Here is a 17,211-nt window from a genome sequence, read left to right on the forward strand (position 1 = left end):
CATCTGCTTTAGAACGGTCGTTCCATGCGCAAGCACTGTTGCTCATGAACAGTCGTTCTATTCGCATCTCCCCTGCCCTTTATAGTTGTGATTCGTTCGTCTCTAAGTTGAGGTTGAGTTTTTCAGACGTTTGGTCTTCTTCGTCATCCAGCTCACGCATTTCAATTTCCTCTTCGTTGCTGGAGAGCATCTTCACATCCATGCCCAACGATTGCAATTCTTTAATGAGGACTTTAAACGATTCTGGCACCCCTGGCTCAGGAACGTTTTCCCCTTTTACAATTGCCTCGTACGTTTTCACACGCCCAACAACGTCATCTGATTTAACAGTGAGGATTTCTTGGAGCGTGTAAGCAGCACCATATGCTTCCAGTGCCCATACTTCCATCTCCCCGAAACGCTGTCCACCAAATTGGGCTTTACCGCCAAGAGGCTGCTGCGTAACGAGTGAGTACGGGCCTGTTGACCGCGCATGGAGCTTGTCGTCAACCATATGGGCAAGCTTGATCATATACATAATCCCAACTGATACGCGGTTGTCAAACGGTTCGCCAGTACGGCCATCATATAAAATTGTTTTTCCGTCTCGGGCCATGCCTGCTTCTTCCAATGTGCCCCAAACATCTTCTTCACTGGCGCCGTCAAATACTGGAGACGCAACATGGATGCCTAGCTTGCGGGCAGCCATACCAAGATGGAGTTCAAGCACTTGTCCGATATTCATCCGCGAAGGCACGCCAAGTGGGTTTAACATAATGTCAACAGGCGTTCCGTCTGGTAAAAACGGCATATCTTCTTCTGGCAGGATTCGGGAAATAACACCTTTGTTCCCGTGACGGCCAGCCATTTTATCGCCCTGGTTAATTTTCCGCTTTTGTACAATGTAGACACGGACAAGTTGGTTGACGCCTGGAGGAAGTTCATCGCCGTCTTCACGGTTAAAGATTTTCACGTCAAGAACGATTCCGTCTCCACCATGCGGTGCACGCAATGAAGTATCCCGCACTTCACGGGCTTTCTCTCCAAAAATCGCATGCAAGAGGCGTTCTTCCGCCGTCAGCTCCGTTACGCCCTTTGGCGTCACTTTACCAACAAGAATGTCGCCATCTTTGACTTCAGCCCCGATGCGAATAATTCCCCGCTCATCAAGGTTGCGTAATGCATCCTCACCAACGTTCGGAATATCGCGCGTAATCTCTTCAGGTCCGAGTTTTGTATCACGGGCATCCGATTCATATTCCTCAATATGGATGGACGTATAAACGTCATCTTTGACTAGGCGCTCACTTAAAATGATCGCATCCTCGTAGTTGTAGCCGTCCCATGTCATAAAGGCGACAAGCACGTTGCGGCCAAGCGCCATTTCGCCCATCTCCATTGAAGGACCATCTGCGAGGATTTCACGTTTTTCAACGCGATCGCCTTCGCGTACAATCGGGCGCTGATTATAACTTGTGCCCTGGTTGGAGCGCACAAATTTTTGTAGTTTGTATTTATCAAGGTCGCCTTTCGTTTCTTTGCCATCTACTTCTTCAATGCGGCGGACCCAAATTTCTTTAGCAGTAACGCGTTCAACGATACCGGCATATTTTGAGACAACAGCAGCCCCTGAATCTTTAGCAGACACGTGCTCCATCCCTGTTCCGACAAGCGGTGCTTCTGGAACGAGCAAAGGCACGGCCTGGCGCTGCATGTTTGCGCCCATTAGTGCGCGGTTCGAGTCGTCATTTTCCAAAAACGGAATACATGACGTCGCCGCAGAGACAACTTGTTTAGGCGAAACGTCCATATAGTCGACACGGTCGCAAGGAACGACGGTGTTTTCACCGCGGAAGCGGGCAATGATGTTATCATCGACAAACGATCCGTCTTCATTCAGCTTCGCATTTGCTTGGGCAACTACATAATTGTCCTCTTCATCGGCTGTTAAATAGTCGATACGCGCTGTCACTTTCCCTGTTTCAGGGTCAACACGGCGATATGGTGTTTCCATAAAGCCGAACTCATTCACTTTCGCATAAGAGGACAGCGTGTTAATTAAGCCAATGTTCGGACCTTCCGGCGTTTCAATCGGACACATCCGGCCGTAATGGGAGTAGTGAACGTCACGCACTTCCATTCCAGCGCGCTCACGAGTTAAGCCGCCTGGGCCAAGCGCGGAAAGACGGCGCTTATGCGTCAGTTCAGCGAGCGGGTTCGTTTGGTCCATGAACTGTGAAAGCTGCGAGCTGCCAAAGAACTCTTTTATCGATGCGATGACTGGGCGAATGTTAATAAGCGCTTGTGGCGTAATTACATTCGGGTCTTGAATCGACATCCGTTCACGGACGACGCGTTCCATCCGAGAAAGGCCAATTCGGAATTGGTTTTGCAACAGTTCCCCAACCGAACGGAGACGGCGGTTGCCCAAATGGTCAATGTCGTCTGTATCGCCGACACCATGCAGCAAGTTGAAGAAATAGCTGATGGAAGCGATGATATCAGCAGGGGCAATATGCTTCACGTCACGTTCAACCATGCCGTTGCTAATAACGGAAATGACGCGCTCGCCCTCGTAGTCATCTGCTACATAAATTTTAACCGATTGGATTTCGACGTCGGATTCCTCAAGAACGCCGCCAGATGTACGGGCTGTACGGAAACCAACATTTTTCTCCAAATGCGGGATCAGTTTATCCAACGTTCTGCGGTCAAGAAGTGTTCCCTCTTCAGCTAGAACTTCGCCTGTTTCCGGATCAACAAGCTTTTCCGCCAAACGTTGGTTAAATAGCCGATTTTTGATATGAAGCTTTTTATTTATTTTATAACGACCGACATTTGCGAGGTCATAACGCTTAGGATCGAAAAAGCGAGATTCAAGCAAGCTTTTCGCATTTTCTACTGTTGGCGGCTCGCCCGGGCGCAAACGCTCATAGATTTCAAGCAGCGCTTTATCAGTTGAGTCCGTATTATCTTTCTCAAGCGTGTTGCGCAAATACTCGTTTTCGCCTAAAAGGTCAACGATTTCTTGATCAGACCCAAAGCCTAGAGCACGCAAAAGTACTGTTACTGGAATTTTACGAGTACGGTCAATACGTACATAAACAATATCTTTTGCATCTGTCTCAAGCTCAAGCCACGCTCCGCGGTTCGGAATGACAGTGGCAGTAAAGCCTTTTTTTCCGTTTTTGTCGAGCTTTTGGCTATAGTAAACGCTCGGTGAGCGAACAAGCTGAGAAACGATAACGCGCTCAGCGCCATTGATGATAAATGTCCCTGTTTCTGTCATCAACGGGAAATCGCCCATAAAGACTTCCTGTTCTTTTACTTCGCCTGTCTCTTTATTAATAAGGCGAACTTTGACACGTAGAGGAGCGGCAAACGTCACGTCACGCTCTTTTGACTCATCAACAGGATACTTTGGTTCTCCTAGACTGTAATCAATAAACTCTAACACTAAATTGCCAGTGAAGTCTTGGATCGGTGAAATGTCTTGAAACATCTCCCGCAAACCCTCATCAAGAAACCATTGATAAGAAGCTGTTTGAATTTCAATCAAGTTTGGCAGTTCGAGCACTTCATTAATTCGCGCATAGCTTCTCCGCTGGCGGTGACGTCCATACTGAATTAGTTGACCTGTCAACTGATTCACCCCTTAAATCTCGCGTTATAGTATCTAAAAAACACTGTTTATAAGTTGCATAATAAACCTATAAACAGAGGTACCCGTTCAGACAAAAAGGCTTGTTTTTGTATCGAATCTGCGAAGAGACTATACAAAACCGCAAAAAAGCTTTATAGTATGAAAATCAGGAACCTTTTTTACGAGAACAAAACCCATTGTACTAGCATAACCAAAAATGAACCGTTTCAATCACTGAGTCTTTCCTCATGAATCTGGAAACGGCAAATTAGGCAGTTATACGCATTAAATGATAATATCATAGTCAAAGCCAGCAGTCAATTCTTTTTTGCAAGAAAGACATAATAACCCTTCTTTTTCCCCTTGACCTCGACATTTTCTGCTCCAAATAGCTCAGCTAACTTTTGCTTGGTCGATGGCGCCCCTTGCTTTTTTTGGATCACTACCCAAAATTCTCCCTCAGGAATTAACCGTTCGTACGCTTGTTCATAAATGTCGTGGACGACGTTCTTTCCAGCACGTATCGGCGGATTCGTTACAATTGCAGCATAACGGGCCACTCGCTCAAACCCAGTTAAGCCCCGTTCATCGAAACAAACGTCGGCATTTTTCACACCGTTCGCTTTGGCGTTTTTTTTCGCCAATTGGCAAGCGCGTTCATTGACGTCTACCATCACAACCCGCCTTGAAGGGTCCGCTTTTGCCAATGCTAGCCCAATCGGCCCATACCCGCAGCCAACATCAAGTATATCGCCATCGAGCCTAGGAAAAACAAATGTCTCAATGAGAAGCCGACTTCCAAAATCAACTTCGCCTTTCGAAAACACACCGCGGTCTGTTGTAAAGGAAAACGGTTCGCCTCGCAAGGTGAACGTCCATGTTTTCTCATCATGGGGCGAAGACGGTTGGTTTGTATAATAATGCTCACTCAAGGCACTCACTCCTTTCATGAATGGGAAAAGAAGGCCCGCGGACATCCGCGGGCCTTCTTGTGCGATGCTAAACGCCTACTTCAACTCGACGCTAGCGCCTGCTTCTTCAAGCTTGCCTTTGATTTCTTCGGCTTCTTCTTTCGCAACGCCTTCTTTAATTGGAGCCGGAGCACCGTCAACAAGGGCTTTTGCTTCTTTCAAGCCAAGGCCAGTGATTTCGCGAACCACTTTGATAACGCCAATTTTAGAAGAACCAGCAGACTCAAGAACAACATCGAATTCAGTTTGTTCAGCTGCGCCACCTTCTGCTGCGCCGCCAGCAACTGCTACAGGTGCTGCTGCTGTTACACCAAACTCCTCTTCGATTGCTTTTACAAGGTCATTAAGTTCAAGAACAGTCATTTCTTTAATCGCTTCAATGATTTGGTCTTTGCTCATTGTAAATCCTCCTAGTCAATTTTCATTATGAAATGCATTTAAGCAAGCAACAATTTACGCACCTTGCTCTTCTTTTTGCTCGGCCACCGCTTTTGCAGCAAGTGCAAATTGGCGAACTGGCGCTTGAAGGACGTTGGCAAGCATAGAAAGAAGCCCTTCGCGTGAAGGAAGCTCAGCCAAGGCTTTCACTTCATCTGCAGTCGAAATGTTCCCTTCGATGACGCCTGTTTTAATTGTTAATGCTTCGTTGTTTTTCGCAAATTCGTTTAGCACTTTTGCAGGAGCAATAACATCATCGACACCAAACGCAATCGCAGTTGGGCCAACGAGATGCTCATCCAAGCCAGTAAGACCAGCTTCTGCTGTTGCACGGCGCACAAGCGTATTTTTGTATACTTTGTACTCAACGCCAGCTTCACGCAACTGTTTACGAAGTTCAGTAACTTGCGCTACATTCAGTCCGCGGTAATCAACAATGACCGTTGATTTGCTGTCGCGCAATTTTGCCGCAACTTCAGCTACAACTTGTTGTTTTTGCTCTAAAACTTTGCTCATCGTTACACCTCCTGTAAAACTGTTCGCACACCGCTTGAGTTTCCATAGAAAAGCCCTCGTGGCACGAAGACACACGAGGGCTCTAAGCTCTATTAAAAAGAGATCTATTCGCTCACCTCGGCAGGATATTTAAGCTGATAAAGCACCTGCTGTCTACGGTATGACTATTCTATTTCCAACTACCAACATAACACAAGTTATATTGCTAGCGCAACTTTTATTTTGCAAAAGCAGTCGTAGTCACACGGATCCCAGGACCCATCGTTGAGGCTACTGCAATGTTTTTCACGTATGTTCCTTTTGCAGCTGCCGGTTTCACTTTGTGAAGTGTTTCTACGATTGTTTGGAAGTTTTCCAGCAATTTAGGCGTATCGAATGATACTTTGCCGATTGGCACATGGATGTTGCCTGATTTATCAACACGGTACTCCACTTTACCCGCTTTGATTTCTTCAACGGCTTTTGTTACATCAAATGTAACCGTGCCTGTTTTCGGGTTTGGCATTAGGCCTTTCGGTCCAAGCACCCGTCCAAGTCTACCGACTTGCGCCATCATATCAGGCGTTGCAACGATCACGTCAAAATCAAACCAACCTTGGTTAATTTTGTTGATGAGGTCGTCTTCGCCAACGTAATCTGCTCCAGCCGCTTCCGCTTCTTTTGCTTTTTCGCCTTTTGCAAATACTAGCACACGTTGGGTTTTGCCTGTTCCATGAGGAAGCACAACCGCGCCGCGGATTTGTTGGTCCGCTTTTTTAGGGTCAACACCAAGGCGAACAGCAACTTCTACTGTTTCGTCAAACTTAGCGACTGATGTTTTCTTTACTAGTTCAAGCGCTTCTTCCGCTTGGTAAGCCGTATCGCGGTCTACAAGCTTTAAAGCGTCTGCATATTTCTTGCCTTTTTTAGCCATTTTATTTCCTCCTCGTATGTGGTGTTAACGGAAATTCCTCCCACTATTTGAAAGGCTGCGACTCCAGCTCGGGCGCAACCTCTCACAGCAACCAATTAGTCTTCAATCACAATGCCCATGCTGCGGGCTGTACCCTCAACCATGCGCATAGCCGCTTCTACAGAAGCCGCATTCAGATCTGGCATTTTTGTTTCAGCAATTTCACGTACTTTATCGCGTTTAACCGTTGCAACTTTTGTACGATTCGGCTCGCCAGAACCTGAGTCAATTCCTGCCGCTTTTTTCAATAGCACAGCAGCAGGTGGCGTTTTCGTGATGAATGTAAACGAACGGTCTTCAAATACAGTGATTTCCACTGGAATAATCAAACCTGCTTGGTCAGATGTACGAGCGTTAAATTCTTTACAAAATCCCATAATGTTCACACCTGCTTGACCGAGAGCCGGTCCAACTGGTGGTGCCGGATTGGCTTTACCCGCAGGGATTTGTAGCTTAACCATTTTAATTACCTTTTTAGCCACGTGACACACCTCCTTAAGTCCGTGATGTGGTTACCGGATACACAACTTGTACCCTCCCACTCAAAAAGACGGATGCACATGCATCCGACAAGCATAGTGAAATCTATACTAAACATTGAAATTCTATCACCAATACCGCCAAGAAGCAAGGTTTTTTAAGAAATCTTTTCAACTTGACCGAACTCAAGCTCCACTGGCGTTTCGCGCCCGAACATATTCACATGGACTTTCAGTTTCCGTTTTTCCACCTGTATCTCTTCGATTGTGCCGACAAAATCAGCAAACGGACCTGATTTCACTTTAACCGATTCTTTCAGTTCAAAGTCTACTTCTTCTTGGGCTTCAACAACGCCCATTTGCTTCAAGATCCGCTCAACCTCATCGGGCATGAGCGGCGTCGGCTTGGAGCCTGCTCCAGCTGAACCAACGAACCCTGTTACCCCTGGTGTATTGCGGACAACATACCACGAATCGTCAGTCATGACCATTTCCACTAGCACATAGCCTGGGAACACTTTGCGTGACACTTGTTTCGTTTTTCCGTTTTTTATTTCTGTCTCTTCTTCGACAGGTACAAGCACACGAAAAATATGGTCAGTCATTTCCATTGACTCAACCCGCTTTTCAAGGTTCGCTTTCACTTTGTTTTCATAGCCAGAGTATGTGTGTACCACAAACCAGTTTTTTTCCATTGTTCAGGACAGCGTCCTTCCCTCCTTTAACATTCCCAGAGCTTCAACTTTACGCTACAGCATCCGCAGCAACGTCGAAATACCTAGATCGACTAGATAGAAAAAAGCAACCATAAAAATAAGCGTTGTTAGGACAACTAACGTATAACGGGTTAACTCTTTTTTAGTTGGCCATGTTACGCGTTTCATTTCCCTGCCTACATTCCGAAGAAAAGTAACTGGTCCTTTGTTTTCATCTGCCATGTGATCCGTACACCTCCAGCATTACACAATATCGAAAAGATAAACGTCAAAGCTTTGCGATTTCCTGTATTTATCAACGCGTTTCTACATGCAGTGTATGTCCATTGCACCGTTTGCAAAATTTTTTTACCGCAAGCCGGGTATCGCTTTTTTTAGCGCTTGTTACCGAGTAATTACGTGACTTGCAGATGTCGCAAGCCAAGACACGTTTGCCACTCACGGGCACACCTCCGTACTTTGCACACACTCTTTGACTCTAGCACAGCACTAAACGGGTGTCAATGCTGGGCTGAAGCGTAATATACAAAGGACGGAAGCTAATCGCCCCGCCCTTTCAATCACAACATTACGCTTTTCAGTTCCACATACCTTTCCAGTTTACGTTTTACACGCTGGAGGGCATTGTCTATCGATTTGACGTGTCGCTTTAAATCAATCGATATTTCCTGGTACGTTCTGCCATCCAAATAGAGCATCAGCACTTGCCTTTCCAGCTCACTTAAGATCTCGCTCATCTTCCCTTCAATGTAAGCAAAATCTTCTTGATTGATTAAAAGCGCTTCTGGATCGGTTACCTTGTTGCCGCAAATGACATCCATTAATGTTCTGTCCGACTCCTCATCATAAAGAGGCTTGTCCAACGACACATATGAATTGAGGGGTATGTGCTTTTGCCTTGTAGCTGTTTTTATCGCGGTAATAATTTGCCTTGTGATGCACAATTCTGCGAAAGCCTTAAACGAAGAAAGCTTGTCCACATTAAAGTCTCTTACAGCCTTATATAAACCAATCATACCTTCTTGCACAATGTCTTCGTGATCAGCGCCAATAAGAAAATACGACCGTGCTTTAGCCCGAACAAAGTTGCGGTACTTTCCAATTAAGTGCTCTAAAGCTAACGTATTGCCAGTTCGGACTTCTTTAATCAAAGAATCATCTTCCCACTCTTCAAACGGACTTTCTTTGTACGTTGATGTTCCTTCTGCTAGACTTGCACCCAAACTAATCACTCCTCCGCGATAGCATCGACATAATGTTGTGAAAAGTTATACACATTATATAGCACTTTTTTCTAGCAGGTCAACTATTCATTTGCCGCCTCGACGCCATCTCTCAAAAACTTCGGCAACTTCCTCTGATAACATAATTTTCGACGACTCTTGCGCTTTCTTCGTTTTTTGTACGATTTTGTCGATTTCTTTTGTTGCAATTCCCATTTCGATTGCCATCTCCCTAGCCGACTTCCGCAATGCCCCACTCCCAAAAGCGTGAGACTGCTCTGCCAAATCAGAAGTGGCTACGTGGATCACCCGGTCGATCCGCTTCAATGTCTGAACAAGCTTCTCGATCCGCTCATCGGCTGTCTCGTTTTTCTTCGTATAGACAATCTCGACCCGATGGCGATTATACGATTTGCCAATCCCAGCAACCATATGGGCGTCAAAAACGGCAATAACGCGGTAACCTGTATATGCCGCATATTCCGCCAATAAGTCAACCAGTTGATCCCTAGCCGCGCCAAAATCCTTTTCCTTCAATTTCTGCAAAGATGGCCATGCCCCAATCATGTTGTAGCCGTCAACGAGCAGAATATTCTCCATTGCTCGCTCACTGCCCAGCCCGCTTGTGGAACACTTCGTACATCAGCAAGCTTGCCGCAACGGACGCATTCAATGAAGTGACGCGCCCTTTCATCGGAATGCTGACGAGAAAATCGCATTTTTCTTTAATCAGGCGGCTTATCCCTTTGCCTTCACTGCCGATGACGAGGCAAAGTGGCAAGTTGTAATCGGCTTCGCGATAGTCACCCTCTGCGGCTGCGTCCGTGCCGGCAAACCACAGACCTTGCTTTTTAAGCTCGTCCATTGTTCGCGCCAGATTGGTGACACGAACAACAGGAATGTATTCAATTGCTCCTGTCGATGCTTTTGCGACTGTTTGCGTCAGCCCGACCGAACGGCGTTTTGGAATGATGATGCCGTGTGCTCCTACGGCGTCGGCGGTCCGCATAATGGAGCCTAAATTATGAGGATCCTCTATTTCGTCAAGCACGAGGAAAAATGGGGCTTCATTAGCGGCAGCTGCTTTGGCAAATAACGTATCCATGTCTGCATATTCGTACGCAGCAACGGAGGCGACGACGCCTTGGTGGTTGCTATGGCCGACAAGTTGGTCAAGCTTGCGCTTAGGAGCCGTTTGCACCAACACATTTTGTTCTTTTGCCAATTGTGTCAGTTTCGTCATTTGCCCCTTTTGCGATTGGTCGCCAATCCAAATTTTATGGATGGGGTGCCCCGATTTGATTGCTTCGATCACTGGGTTTTTGCCGACAATGAATTCTTCTTGGCGGTTGTCGCCCTTCAGCTGTTTTTTTGGTTGGGGGTTGGTACGTTTGCTCATGACGGGTTCCCTTCTTTCTGTGCAGCCATTGTCAATGCCAGCTTTAGCAGCTCTTCCAATCGCTCATGTTTATTCGTCAAATACAAATACCCAAGGAGCGCTTCAAAACCAGTTGCATTCCGGTAAGTAGCCACGTCGGTATTTTTTGGCGTTGTATGGGATTTGGCATTCCGGCCCCGGCGGACAATTGCTTGTTCTTCTTCTGTTAAAACGCCTTGTTCACCCATTTGGAAAAGAACGGCGGCCTGCGCTTTTGCAGAGACGTACATAGTCGCTGCTTTGTGCAAGCGGTTTGGCCGCACTGCCCCTTGTTTCAACAGCTCATAGCGGACACGCTGTTCATACACAGCGTCTCCCATATAAGCAAGCGCAAGCCCATTCAGCTGGCGCCATTCTCTATTCGTACTCATCATGACCCCCGCTTCCAACGCACGCCTTGGGGCGTATCTTCCAGCACGATGTTTTTCTCTTTTAAGAGGTCACGAATTTCATCCGCACGGGCGAAGTTCCGTTCTTTCCGGGCAACATTGCGCTCTTCAATCAACGCCTCAATTTCAGCGTCAAGAAGCTCTTCGCCTTGTTGTGTAAAGCTTACACCAAGCACTTCGCCAAACTCGGTAAACAACTCCAAAAAAGCATTTAGCACTTTTTTGGACGTTTGTGCTTCGCTCATATAAATATTGGCTTCTTTAGCAAGGTCAAACAAGACACTTATTCCATTGGCGCTATTGAAATCGTCATCCATTTCTTCGATAAAACGTTGTTTTGCGCCAGCGATTTTTTCGAGCCACTCTTCTTCTGCCCCCATATCAGCTGTTTCCGCCAAGCGGTGCTGCAAATTGGCGATTGTATTTTTCAGGCGCTCTAGTCCTGCTTCAGCCCCTTGAAGAAGCTCATCACTAAAGTTAATTGGTGTACGATAATGGGCAGTGAGCATGAAAAATCGAACGACTTCTGGCGAATATTGTTGGATGATGTCATGTGCAAGCACAAAGTTTCCGAGTGATTTCGACATTTTTTCGTTATTTATGTTAACAAATCCGTTGTGCATCCAATAATTGGCCAATTTTTTGCCTGTTAACGCTTCTGACTGGGCAATTTCATTTTCATGATGGGGAAACGTCAAATCCTTGCCGCCGGCGTGGATGTCAATTGTGTCCCCTAAACTCTTCTTAATCATGGCCGAGCACTCAATATGCCAACCAGGACGACCTTCGCCCCACGGGCTGCTCCACGAAATTTCATTTGGTTTTGCTGCTTTCCATAATACGAAATCGAGTGGGTCTTCCTTACGCTCATCCACTTCTATTCTAGCGCCGCTTTGCAAATCGTCGAGCGCTTGCCCAGATAATTTGCCATAGCCATCAAATTTGCGGGTGCGGAAATAGACATCGCCCCCTGCTTCATATGCAAATCCTTTTTTCTCTAGTTCGGCAATAAAGGCAATGATGTCATCCATCGTTTCTGTCACACGAGGGTGAAGATCGGCTTCCTTCACATTCAAAGCACATGTATCGGCGTAATACGCTTTAATAAACCGTTCAGCGACATCTGCTACTTCTTCGCCAAGTTCATTGGCAGCGCGTATAATTTTATCATCCACATCCGTAAAATTTGAGACAAAAGTTACGTCGTAGCCTCGGTAAGTCAAATACCGGCGCACCATGTCGTAAACAATGGGCGGCCGGGCATTGCCGATGTGAATGTAATTGTACACTGTCGGTCCGCAGCAATACATCTTAACTTTGCCTTCCTCAATCGGAACGAATGGTTCTTTTTTATTTGTCAAACTATTAAACAGCTTAATCATCGTCTGTCGTCCTTTCTTCTTGCTTGGTATCCATACTTTATGAAGCCACTCTAGTCCAATGTGCTTTGTTTGTCGGCAAGCTTGCTGTAATCTGCTTTTAAACGTGCGATTTCCCGTTCTAATTCAGCAATCTTGTCAGCAACAGGGTCAGGCAAGGCATGGTGGTCAAGGGAACGGGCCGAGCTCACTTTTATTCCATTTTGCACAACAATTTTCCCAGGGATACCTACAACCGTCGAATGGGGTGGCACTTCGTTTAACACGACAGAGCCTGCGCCTATCCGGGCGCCCTCGCCGATTGTAAATGAGCCAAGCACTTTAGCCCCACTGGCAATGAGCACGCCGTCTTTTACAGTTGGATGGCGCTTGCCTTTTTCTTTGCCGGTGCCCCCTAACGTTACGCCTTGGAAAATCGTGACATTGTCGCCAATTTCGCAAGTCTCGCCAATGACGACGCCCATGCCGTGGTCAATAAATAGCCTTTGCCCGATTTTTGCCCCTGGATGGATTTCAATCCCTGTCATAAAGCGGACAATTTGCGAAAGCAGGCGCGCTAAGAAGTACCATTTCCGTTTCCATAGACCGTGAGCAATCCGATGCCCCCAAACAGCATGCACACCCGAGTACGTAAAAATGACTTCTAGCCGACTACGTGCAGCAGGATCTTGTTCAAAGACGACATCAATATCATTCAACAATGTACGAGCAATCCCCATCTGATCCCCCTCCTTCATCGCAATAAAAAACGCCCCTGCACCTCCCAACGAAGGTACAGAGGCGCTTACTGCACGGTTCCACTCTGCTTTTTTCAGCTTTTTGCTGAATCTCTAATCGCTTGTAACGGAGCGACCCGCTTTTCCCTACGTGTTCCTGTTCAAAAAAAGACTCATGGGGGCAAACCATGCGCATCCCTTACAGGCGGCTTTCAGCCGGTGACCGCCCTCTCTGCGAAAGTTCTTCGCTGGCATTCCCATTCAACGTTTTTGTCCCTATTCTTATTAAATAGCAGCTTGCAAGCGTGCTTTCACAACGCTTTTTCCTAAAAGCTCGATCGTATCGCCAAGCTCTGGGCCATGTGTTTGCCCGCTCACTGCTGCGCGAATTGGCATAAATAGTTTTTTCCCTTTTTGCCCAGTCGCTTTTTGCGTTGCTTTAATCGCTTTTTTGATGTCAGCGGCAAAAAATCCTTCTAGCGATTCTAGCTCTTTTGCAAATTGACTTAGCACTTCAGGAACCTGTTCTTCTGCCAGCACGGTTTTCGCTTCTTCTGTATAATCGACTTCTTCTTTGAAGAACATTTCCGTCAGTTCGACGATTTCAGCCCCGTAATGCATTTGCTCCTGGTATAAGCCAATTAAACGGCGCGCCCATTCACGCTTGCCTTCATCCAACTGTTCTGGCAGTTTACCGCTGGCAACTAAGTGGGGCAAAGCCAAGTCGACAACGGTGTCCAAATCAGCGTTTTTCATGTATTGATTGTTCATCCAGGCGAGCTTATCAGTATCAAAAATAGCCGGCGCTTTTGAAACGCGATCGAGTGTAAATTGGTCGCATAGTTCCTCAAGCGAAAAGATTTCTTCCTCGCCAACTGGCGACCAACCAAGCAATGCTAGGAAATTGACAATCGCTTCAGGCATATAGCCCAATGATTTATACTGCTCGACAAATTGGATAATCGATTCATCACGTTTACTCATTTTCTGCCTGTCTGGGTTTAAAATCAAGGAAGCGTGGGCAAATTTTGGCACATCCCATCCAAATGCCTCATAGAGTAAAATTTGCCGTGGCGTATTGGAAAGATGCTCTTCCCCACGGATCACATGAGAAATGTTCATCAAATGGTCATCGACGACAACGGCAAAGTTGTACATCGGTACACCATCTTTACGAGCAATCACGAAATCGCCAATCCCGTCTGTTTCAAAAGACACCTCGCCACGAACGGCATCATGAAACGAAACAGTTTGCCCCTCAGGCACTCGGAAACGAACAACGGGCTGAATCCCCTTCGCCTCGTAAGCTGCCCGCTGTTCCGCTGTTAAGTCGCGGTCACGGCCGCTGTATTTTGGCATTTCGCCCCGCGCTTTTTGCGCCTCGCGCTCTGCTTCTAATTCTTCTTCCGTCATGTAACAATAGTATGCTTTTTTCTCATCCAACAGCTGTTGAATATAGTTTTTATAAATATCAACCCGTTCCATTGAGCGGTATGGGCCATATTGGCCAGTCTCTGTGTCAATGCTTTCATCCCACTCTAGGCCAAGCCATCTTAAACTGTTCATTAATTTTTCAGTTGCTGTATCCACATTCCGTGCTTGGTCTGTATCTTCAATTCGCAGCACAAACGCGCCGCCTGCAGATTTAGCAAACAAGTAATTAAACAGCGCCGAACGCGCTCCACCTATATGCAAATGCCCCGTAGGACTAGGGGCAAACCGGACCCGTATATCTTTCGTCATCACGACGCACTCCTTTGGCTACCTTATTCTGAATCATCATAGCACGTTCTTCGGTAAAAACAAAGGCTACTCTGCTTTCTTCAGCAAGATTACTGCCTGTGCAGCAATCCCCTCCTCACGACCTACAAACCCTAGCGTTTCCGTCGTTGTCGCTTTAACGCTAACGTTGGCCACGTCTGTTTCCAGCAATTCAGCAATTTGTTTCCGCATCGCTTCAATATAAGGCGCCAGCTTTGGCTTTTGTGCCATCACCGTACAATCAACATTCCCTAGCGTATAACCAGCGTTTTTCACAAGCTGCCAAGCTTGGCTTAATAGGTGTTTAGAGTCCGCATCCTTGAACGCTTCATCCGTATCTGGGAAATGTTTTCCCAAGTCGCCTGCCCCAATCGCACCAAGGGCTGCATCGGTTATTGTATGCAAAAGGACATCAGCGTCCGAATGGCCGAGAAGCCCCGTCGGATGGGGGATGTGAACCCCTCCTAATAATAGCGGCCTGCCTTCGGCGAGCTGGTGTACGTCAAATCCTTGTCCAATCCGAATCATAATTGGTTCTCCCTTTTCTTTAATATCGTTTCAGCAAATAACAGGTCTTCCTCAGTCGTTAATTTAATGTTTAAGTAGTCGCTCTCGACAATGGTTACTTGCTTGTCCAATCTTTCTACAAGACTTGCATCGTCGGTACCGAGAAACCCGTGTTTTTTAGCGTCTTCGTGGGCGGCCAAAACGAGCTCATACTGGAAAGCTTGTGGTGTTTGCGCAGCCCAGAGGTTTTTCCGTTCAACTGTACGCGCAACGCTGTTTTTGTTTGCAAGCTTGACTGTATCTTTGACCGGTACAGCGGCAATCGCTGCGCCGCTTTGAGCCGCTTCATCGGCCAATTTTGTCAAAATAGGTTTAGCGACAAACGGCCGGGCGCCATCGTGAATAAGGACGATTTCTGCCTCTTCCATTCCTTTTAACCCGGCATAAACGCTGTCTTGCCGTTCAGCTCCTCCATTTACAAGCCCTTTTACTTTACCTATCCGGTACTCTGCAACAAGCTTTTCCATTGTCTGCCTTTCCGGTTCACTCACTACAAGCCAGATCGCTTTGCAAGCCGCATCTTCTTCAAACAGCCTGAGTGAATGGACGATAAGAGGAATGCCGTTTAAATCGATTAACTGTTTGTTCATACCTGCTTTCATTCGTTTTCCTTGTCCGGCCGCTAGGACAATTGCAGCGTACTCCATCTATGTTCTCCCTTTTTTTCGTTTTTTTTCGTTATATGCCTAGTTTACCATGGGTACGCCAGTATGCCTAAAAAAACGCCCCTTTAGAAACAAATGGCGTAAAAACAGACAAAAAGCCTACACCCCTAGGGGCACAGGCTTCAAACTATAGAACGGAATTAATCCTTCACTGTAAGAGCATATCAGGCAGTGCATGATCGTGCAGCGTCTTGCTCGTACTACTTTTCTATAGTGCTTTTTCAAGCGATTTAGGTTTGGCAAAAATCATCCGCCCTGCACTTGTTTGCAGGACACTTGTTACCGTGACATCAATTTGTTTATTCATATAATCACGGCCCCCTTCGACGACGATCATAGTGCCATCATCTAAGTAAGCAATTCCTTGATGGTTTTCCTTCCCATCCTTAATGACATTCACATTAAGAACCTCACCTGGCAAAACAACTGGCTTGACCGCATTTGCCAAATCGTTGATGTTTAGCACTTTTAGACCTTGCAATTCACAGACTTTGTTTAAATTAAAATCATTGGTTACCACAATTCCGGAAGTGATTTTTGCCAATTTGACGAGCTTGCTGTCCACTTCTTGAATGTCTTCAAAATCGCCTTCGTATATCTCAACATTGACAGGCAATTCTTTTTGTATTTTATTTAGTATGTCAAGGCCTCTACGGCCACGATTTCGTTTCAATGCATCAGAAGAATCAGCGATATGCTGTAATTCATCTAACACGAATCCAGGGATGACAAGCGTGCCTTCTAGAAAGCCGGTTTGGCAAATATCAGCAATCCGCCCATCAATAATGACGCTTGTATCAAGAATTTTCATTTGTTTGCCGCCGAGATTAGAGTCAGTCTCTTCTTTCTTTTTGTCACGCTCTTTATCTCTTGGCACTCGCATAGAGACAACTAATTGAAATAGCTCATCTCGTTTTTTGAAGCCGATTTGGAAGCCTAGATAACCGAGAAGAATCGTAATAAACATAGGCAAAATATTGCTGATAACCGGCAAATCCAATCCACTTAACGGCGTTCCGAGAAAATAACCAGCCACAAGTCCGACCGTTAAGCCCATTGATCCAGACAACACATCAGCAAGCGGCGCTTTGACAATTGTTTCCTCGACAACCCGAAAGAAATTAACAATAAGATCGACAATAAACAAGGACAGACCATATAAGAGCAAAGCACCGAGTACTGCCCCTGTATAAGGACTAGCCAACCATGCCGGTACTTCTAGCGCTATCACTGCAATGAATTCAGGGACAAACAAGAACCCTAATGTTCCTCCCGCTAATAAAAAGAAAATCCGAACAATCCAATTAAGCATTCACTCTTACACCTCCTTTTAGCTATTATAGACAAGTTTACAACTCTCAAACCTAGTAGTCTGGATT

The 17,211-nt window shown here is 46.2% G+C and carries 19 protein-coding genes and 1 other annotated feature; all 19 genes read right to left on the minus strand.

What is annotated here, in order from left to right; translation table 11 throughout:
• Positions 1–79 precede the first annotated feature (79 nt).
• A complete protein-coding gene (gene rpoB / locus BC8716_RS05765; protein WP_094424302.1) occupies positions 80–3,622 on the minus strand; it encodes a DNA-directed RNA polymerase subunit beta in 3,543 nt (1,180 codons plus the stop codon).
• A gap of 317 nt (positions 3,623–3,939) precedes the next feature.
• Complete coding sequence (locus tag BC8716_RS05770) at positions 3,940–4,554, minus strand: class I SAM-dependent methyltransferase (protein WP_094429173.1); 615 nt, start codon at positions 4,552–4,554, stop codon at positions 3,940–3,942.
• Between the two features lie 75 nt (positions 4,555–4,629).
• Positions 4,630–4,992, minus strand: coding sequence for a 50S ribosomal protein L7/L12 (rplL, locus tag BC8716_RS05775; RefSeq protein ID WP_011245004.1), 363 nt, complete (start codon positions 4,990–4,992; stop codon positions 4,630–4,632).
• A gap of 54 nt (positions 4,993–5,046) precedes the next feature.
• Entirely contained in the window at positions 5,047–5,547 is a 501-nt protein-coding gene (rplJ, locus tag BC8716_RS05780) for a 50S ribosomal protein L10 (protein ID WP_011245003.1), read from the minus strand.
• A gap of 37 nt (positions 5,548–5,584) precedes the next feature.
• Positions 5,585–5,724, minus strand: a sequence feature (ribosomal protein L10 leader region).
• Between the two features lie 40 nt (positions 5,725–5,764).
• A complete protein-coding gene (gene rplA, locus BC8716_RS05785) occupies positions 5,765–6,460 on the minus strand; it encodes a 50S ribosomal protein L1 (RefSeq protein WP_011245002.1) in 696 nt (231 codons plus the stop codon).
• Between the two features lie 95 nt (positions 6,461–6,555).
• Positions 6,556–6,981, minus strand: a complete 426-nt coding sequence (rplK, locus tag BC8716_RS05790) for a 50S ribosomal protein L11 (RefSeq protein WP_011245001.1) — start codon at positions 6,979–6,981, stop codon at positions 6,556–6,558.
• 155 nt (positions 6,982–7,136) lie between these two features.
• Positions 7,137–7,673, minus strand: coding sequence for a transcription termination/antitermination protein NusG (nusG, locus tag BC8716_RS05795; protein WP_011245000.1), 537 nt, complete (start codon positions 7,671–7,673; stop codon positions 7,137–7,139).
• A 54-nt stretch (positions 7,674–7,727) separates the two neighbouring features.
• Entirely contained in the window at positions 7,728–7,916 is a 189-nt protein-coding gene (gene secE / locus BC8716_RS05800; protein ID WP_011244999.1) for a preprotein translocase subunit SecE, read from the minus strand.
• A gap of 73 nt (positions 7,917–7,989) precedes the next feature.
• Positions 7,990–8,163, minus strand: coding sequence for a 50S ribosomal protein L33 (gene rpmG / locus BC8716_RS05805; RefSeq protein ID WP_375071315.1), 174 nt, complete (start codon positions 8,161–8,163; stop codon positions 7,990–7,992).
• Positions 8,164–8,254: 91 nt separating this feature from the next.
• Positions 8,255–8,917, minus strand: coding sequence for an RNA polymerase sporulation sigma factor SigH (gene sigH, locus BC8716_RS05810; protein WP_062751242.1), 663 nt, complete (start codon positions 8,915–8,917; stop codon positions 8,255–8,257).
• An 87-nt stretch (positions 8,918–9,004) separates the two neighbouring features.
• Entirely contained in the window at positions 9,005–9,517 is a 513-nt protein-coding gene (locus BC8716_RS05815; RefSeq protein ID WP_094424304.1) for an NYN domain-containing protein, read from the minus strand.
• A 7-nt stretch (positions 9,518–9,524) separates the two neighbouring features.
• Positions 9,525–10,316, minus strand: coding sequence for a 23S rRNA (guanosine(2251)-2'-O)-methyltransferase RlmB (rlmB, locus tag BC8716_RS05820; RefSeq protein WP_094424305.1), 792 nt, complete (start codon positions 10,314–10,316; stop codon positions 9,525–9,527).
• The gene (locus BC8716_RS05825) at positions 10,313–10,726 is read right to left on the minus strand and encodes a Mini-ribonuclease 3 (RefSeq protein WP_142300586.1); all 414 of its coding nucleotides are present in this window, start codon (positions 10,724–10,726) and stop codon (positions 10,313–10,315) included. Before BC8716_RS05825 ends, rlmB begins: the two co-directional genes overlap by 4 nt.
• Positions 10,726–12,126, minus strand: coding sequence for a cysteine--tRNA ligase (gene cysS, locus BC8716_RS05830; protein ID WP_094424307.1), 1,401 nt, complete (start codon positions 12,124–12,126; stop codon positions 10,726–10,728). The genes BC8716_RS05825 and cysS overlap by 1 nt, the downstream gene beginning before the upstream one ends.
• Positions 12,127–12,176: 50 nt before the next feature.
• Positions 12,177–12,842 carry a serine O-acetyltransferase gene (gene cysE, locus BC8716_RS05835; RefSeq protein WP_095328038.1) on the minus strand — a complete coding sequence of 222 codons (666 nt, stop codon included), beginning with the start codon at positions 12,840–12,842 and terminating at the stop codon, positions 12,177–12,179.
• 282 nt (positions 12,843–13,124) lie between these two features.
• Positions 13,125–14,582 carry a glutamate--tRNA ligase gene (gene gltX / locus BC8716_RS05840; RefSeq protein WP_094424308.1) on the minus strand — a complete coding sequence of 486 codons (1,458 nt, stop codon included), beginning with the start codon at positions 14,580–14,582 and terminating at the stop codon, positions 13,125–13,127.
• A 66-nt stretch (positions 14,583–14,648) separates the two neighbouring features.
• Entirely contained in the window at positions 14,649–15,128 is a 480-nt protein-coding gene (ispF, locus tag BC8716_RS05845; RefSeq protein ID WP_094424309.1) for a 2-C-methyl-D-erythritol 2,4-cyclodiphosphate synthase, read from the minus strand.
• Positions 15,125–15,814 (minus strand): 2-C-methyl-D-erythritol 4-phosphate cytidylyltransferase, encoded by a 690-nt coding sequence (gene ispD / locus BC8716_RS05850; RefSeq protein ID WP_094424310.1) that lies wholly within the window; start codon positions 15,812–15,814, stop codon positions 15,125–15,127. The genes ispF and ispD overlap by 4 nt, the downstream gene beginning before the upstream one ends.
• 226 nt (positions 15,815–16,040) lie before the next feature.
• On the minus strand, positions 16,041–17,144 hold the full coding sequence (locus tag BC8716_RS05855; protein ID WP_094424311.1) for a PIN/TRAM domain-containing protein: 1,104 nt from the start codon (positions 17,142–17,144) through the stop codon (positions 16,041–16,043).
• Positions 17,145–17,211 lie beyond the last annotated feature (67 nt).

The sequence above is a fragment of the Shouchella clausii genome, assembly GCF_002250115.1.
GTDB lineage: Bacteria > Bacillota > Bacilli > Bacillales > Bacillaceae_D > Shouchella > Shouchella clausii.

Excerpts from the sequence above, each read along its gene's own strand:
- rplL (WP_011245004.1), bottom strand. The coding sequence starts at position 4,992 with ATGAGCAAAGACCAAATCATTGAAGCGATTAAAGAAATGACTGTTCTT.
- rplJ (WP_011245003.1), bottom strand. The coding sequence starts at position 5,547 with ATGAGCAAAGTTTTAGAGCAAAAACAACAAGTTGTAGCTGAAGTTGCG.
- rplA (WP_011245002.1), bottom strand. The coding sequence starts at position 6,460 with ATGGCTAAAAAAGGCAAGAAATATGCAGACGCTTTAAAGCTTGTAGAC.
- nusG (WP_011245000.1), bottom strand. The coding sequence starts at position 7,673 with ATGGAAAAAAACTGGTTTGTGGTACACACATACTCTGGCTATGAAAAC.
- secE (WP_011244999.1), bottom strand. The coding sequence starts at position 7,916 with ATGGCAGATGAAAACAAAGGACCAGTTACTTTTCTTCGGAATGTAGGC.
- BC8716_RS05815 (WP_094424304.1), bottom strand. The coding sequence starts at position 9,517 with ATGGAGAATATTCTGCTCGTTGACGGCTACAACATGATTGGGGCATGG.
- rlmB (WP_094424305.1), bottom strand. The coding sequence starts at position 10,316 with ATGAGCAAACGTACCAACCCCCAACCAAAAAAACAGCTGAAGGGCGAC.
- BC8716_RS05825 (WP_142300586.1), bottom strand. The coding sequence starts at position 10,726 with ATGAGTACGAATAGAGAATGGCGCCAGCTGAATGGGCTTGCGCTTGCT.
- cysS (WP_094424307.1), bottom strand. The coding sequence starts at position 12,126 with ATGATTAAGCTGTTTAATAGTTTGACAAATAAAAAAGAACCATTCGTT.
- cysE (WP_095328038.1), bottom strand. The coding sequence starts at position 12,842 with ATGGGGATTGCTCGTACATTGTTGAATGATATTGATGTCGTCTTTGAA.
- gltX (WP_094424308.1), bottom strand. The coding sequence starts at position 14,582 with ATGACGAAAGATATACGGGTCCGGTTTGCCCCTAGTCCTACGGGGCAT.
- ispF (WP_094424309.1), bottom strand. The coding sequence starts at position 15,128 with ATGATTCGGATTGGACAAGGATTTGACGTACACCAGCTCGCCGAAGGC.
- ispD (WP_094424310.1), bottom strand. The coding sequence starts at position 15,814 with ATGGAGTACGCTGCAATTGTCCTAGCGGCCGGACAAGGAAAACGAATG.
- BC8716_RS05855 (WP_094424311.1), bottom strand. The coding sequence starts at position 17,144 with ATGCTTAATTGGATTGTTCGGATTTTCTTTTTATTAGCGGGAGGAACA.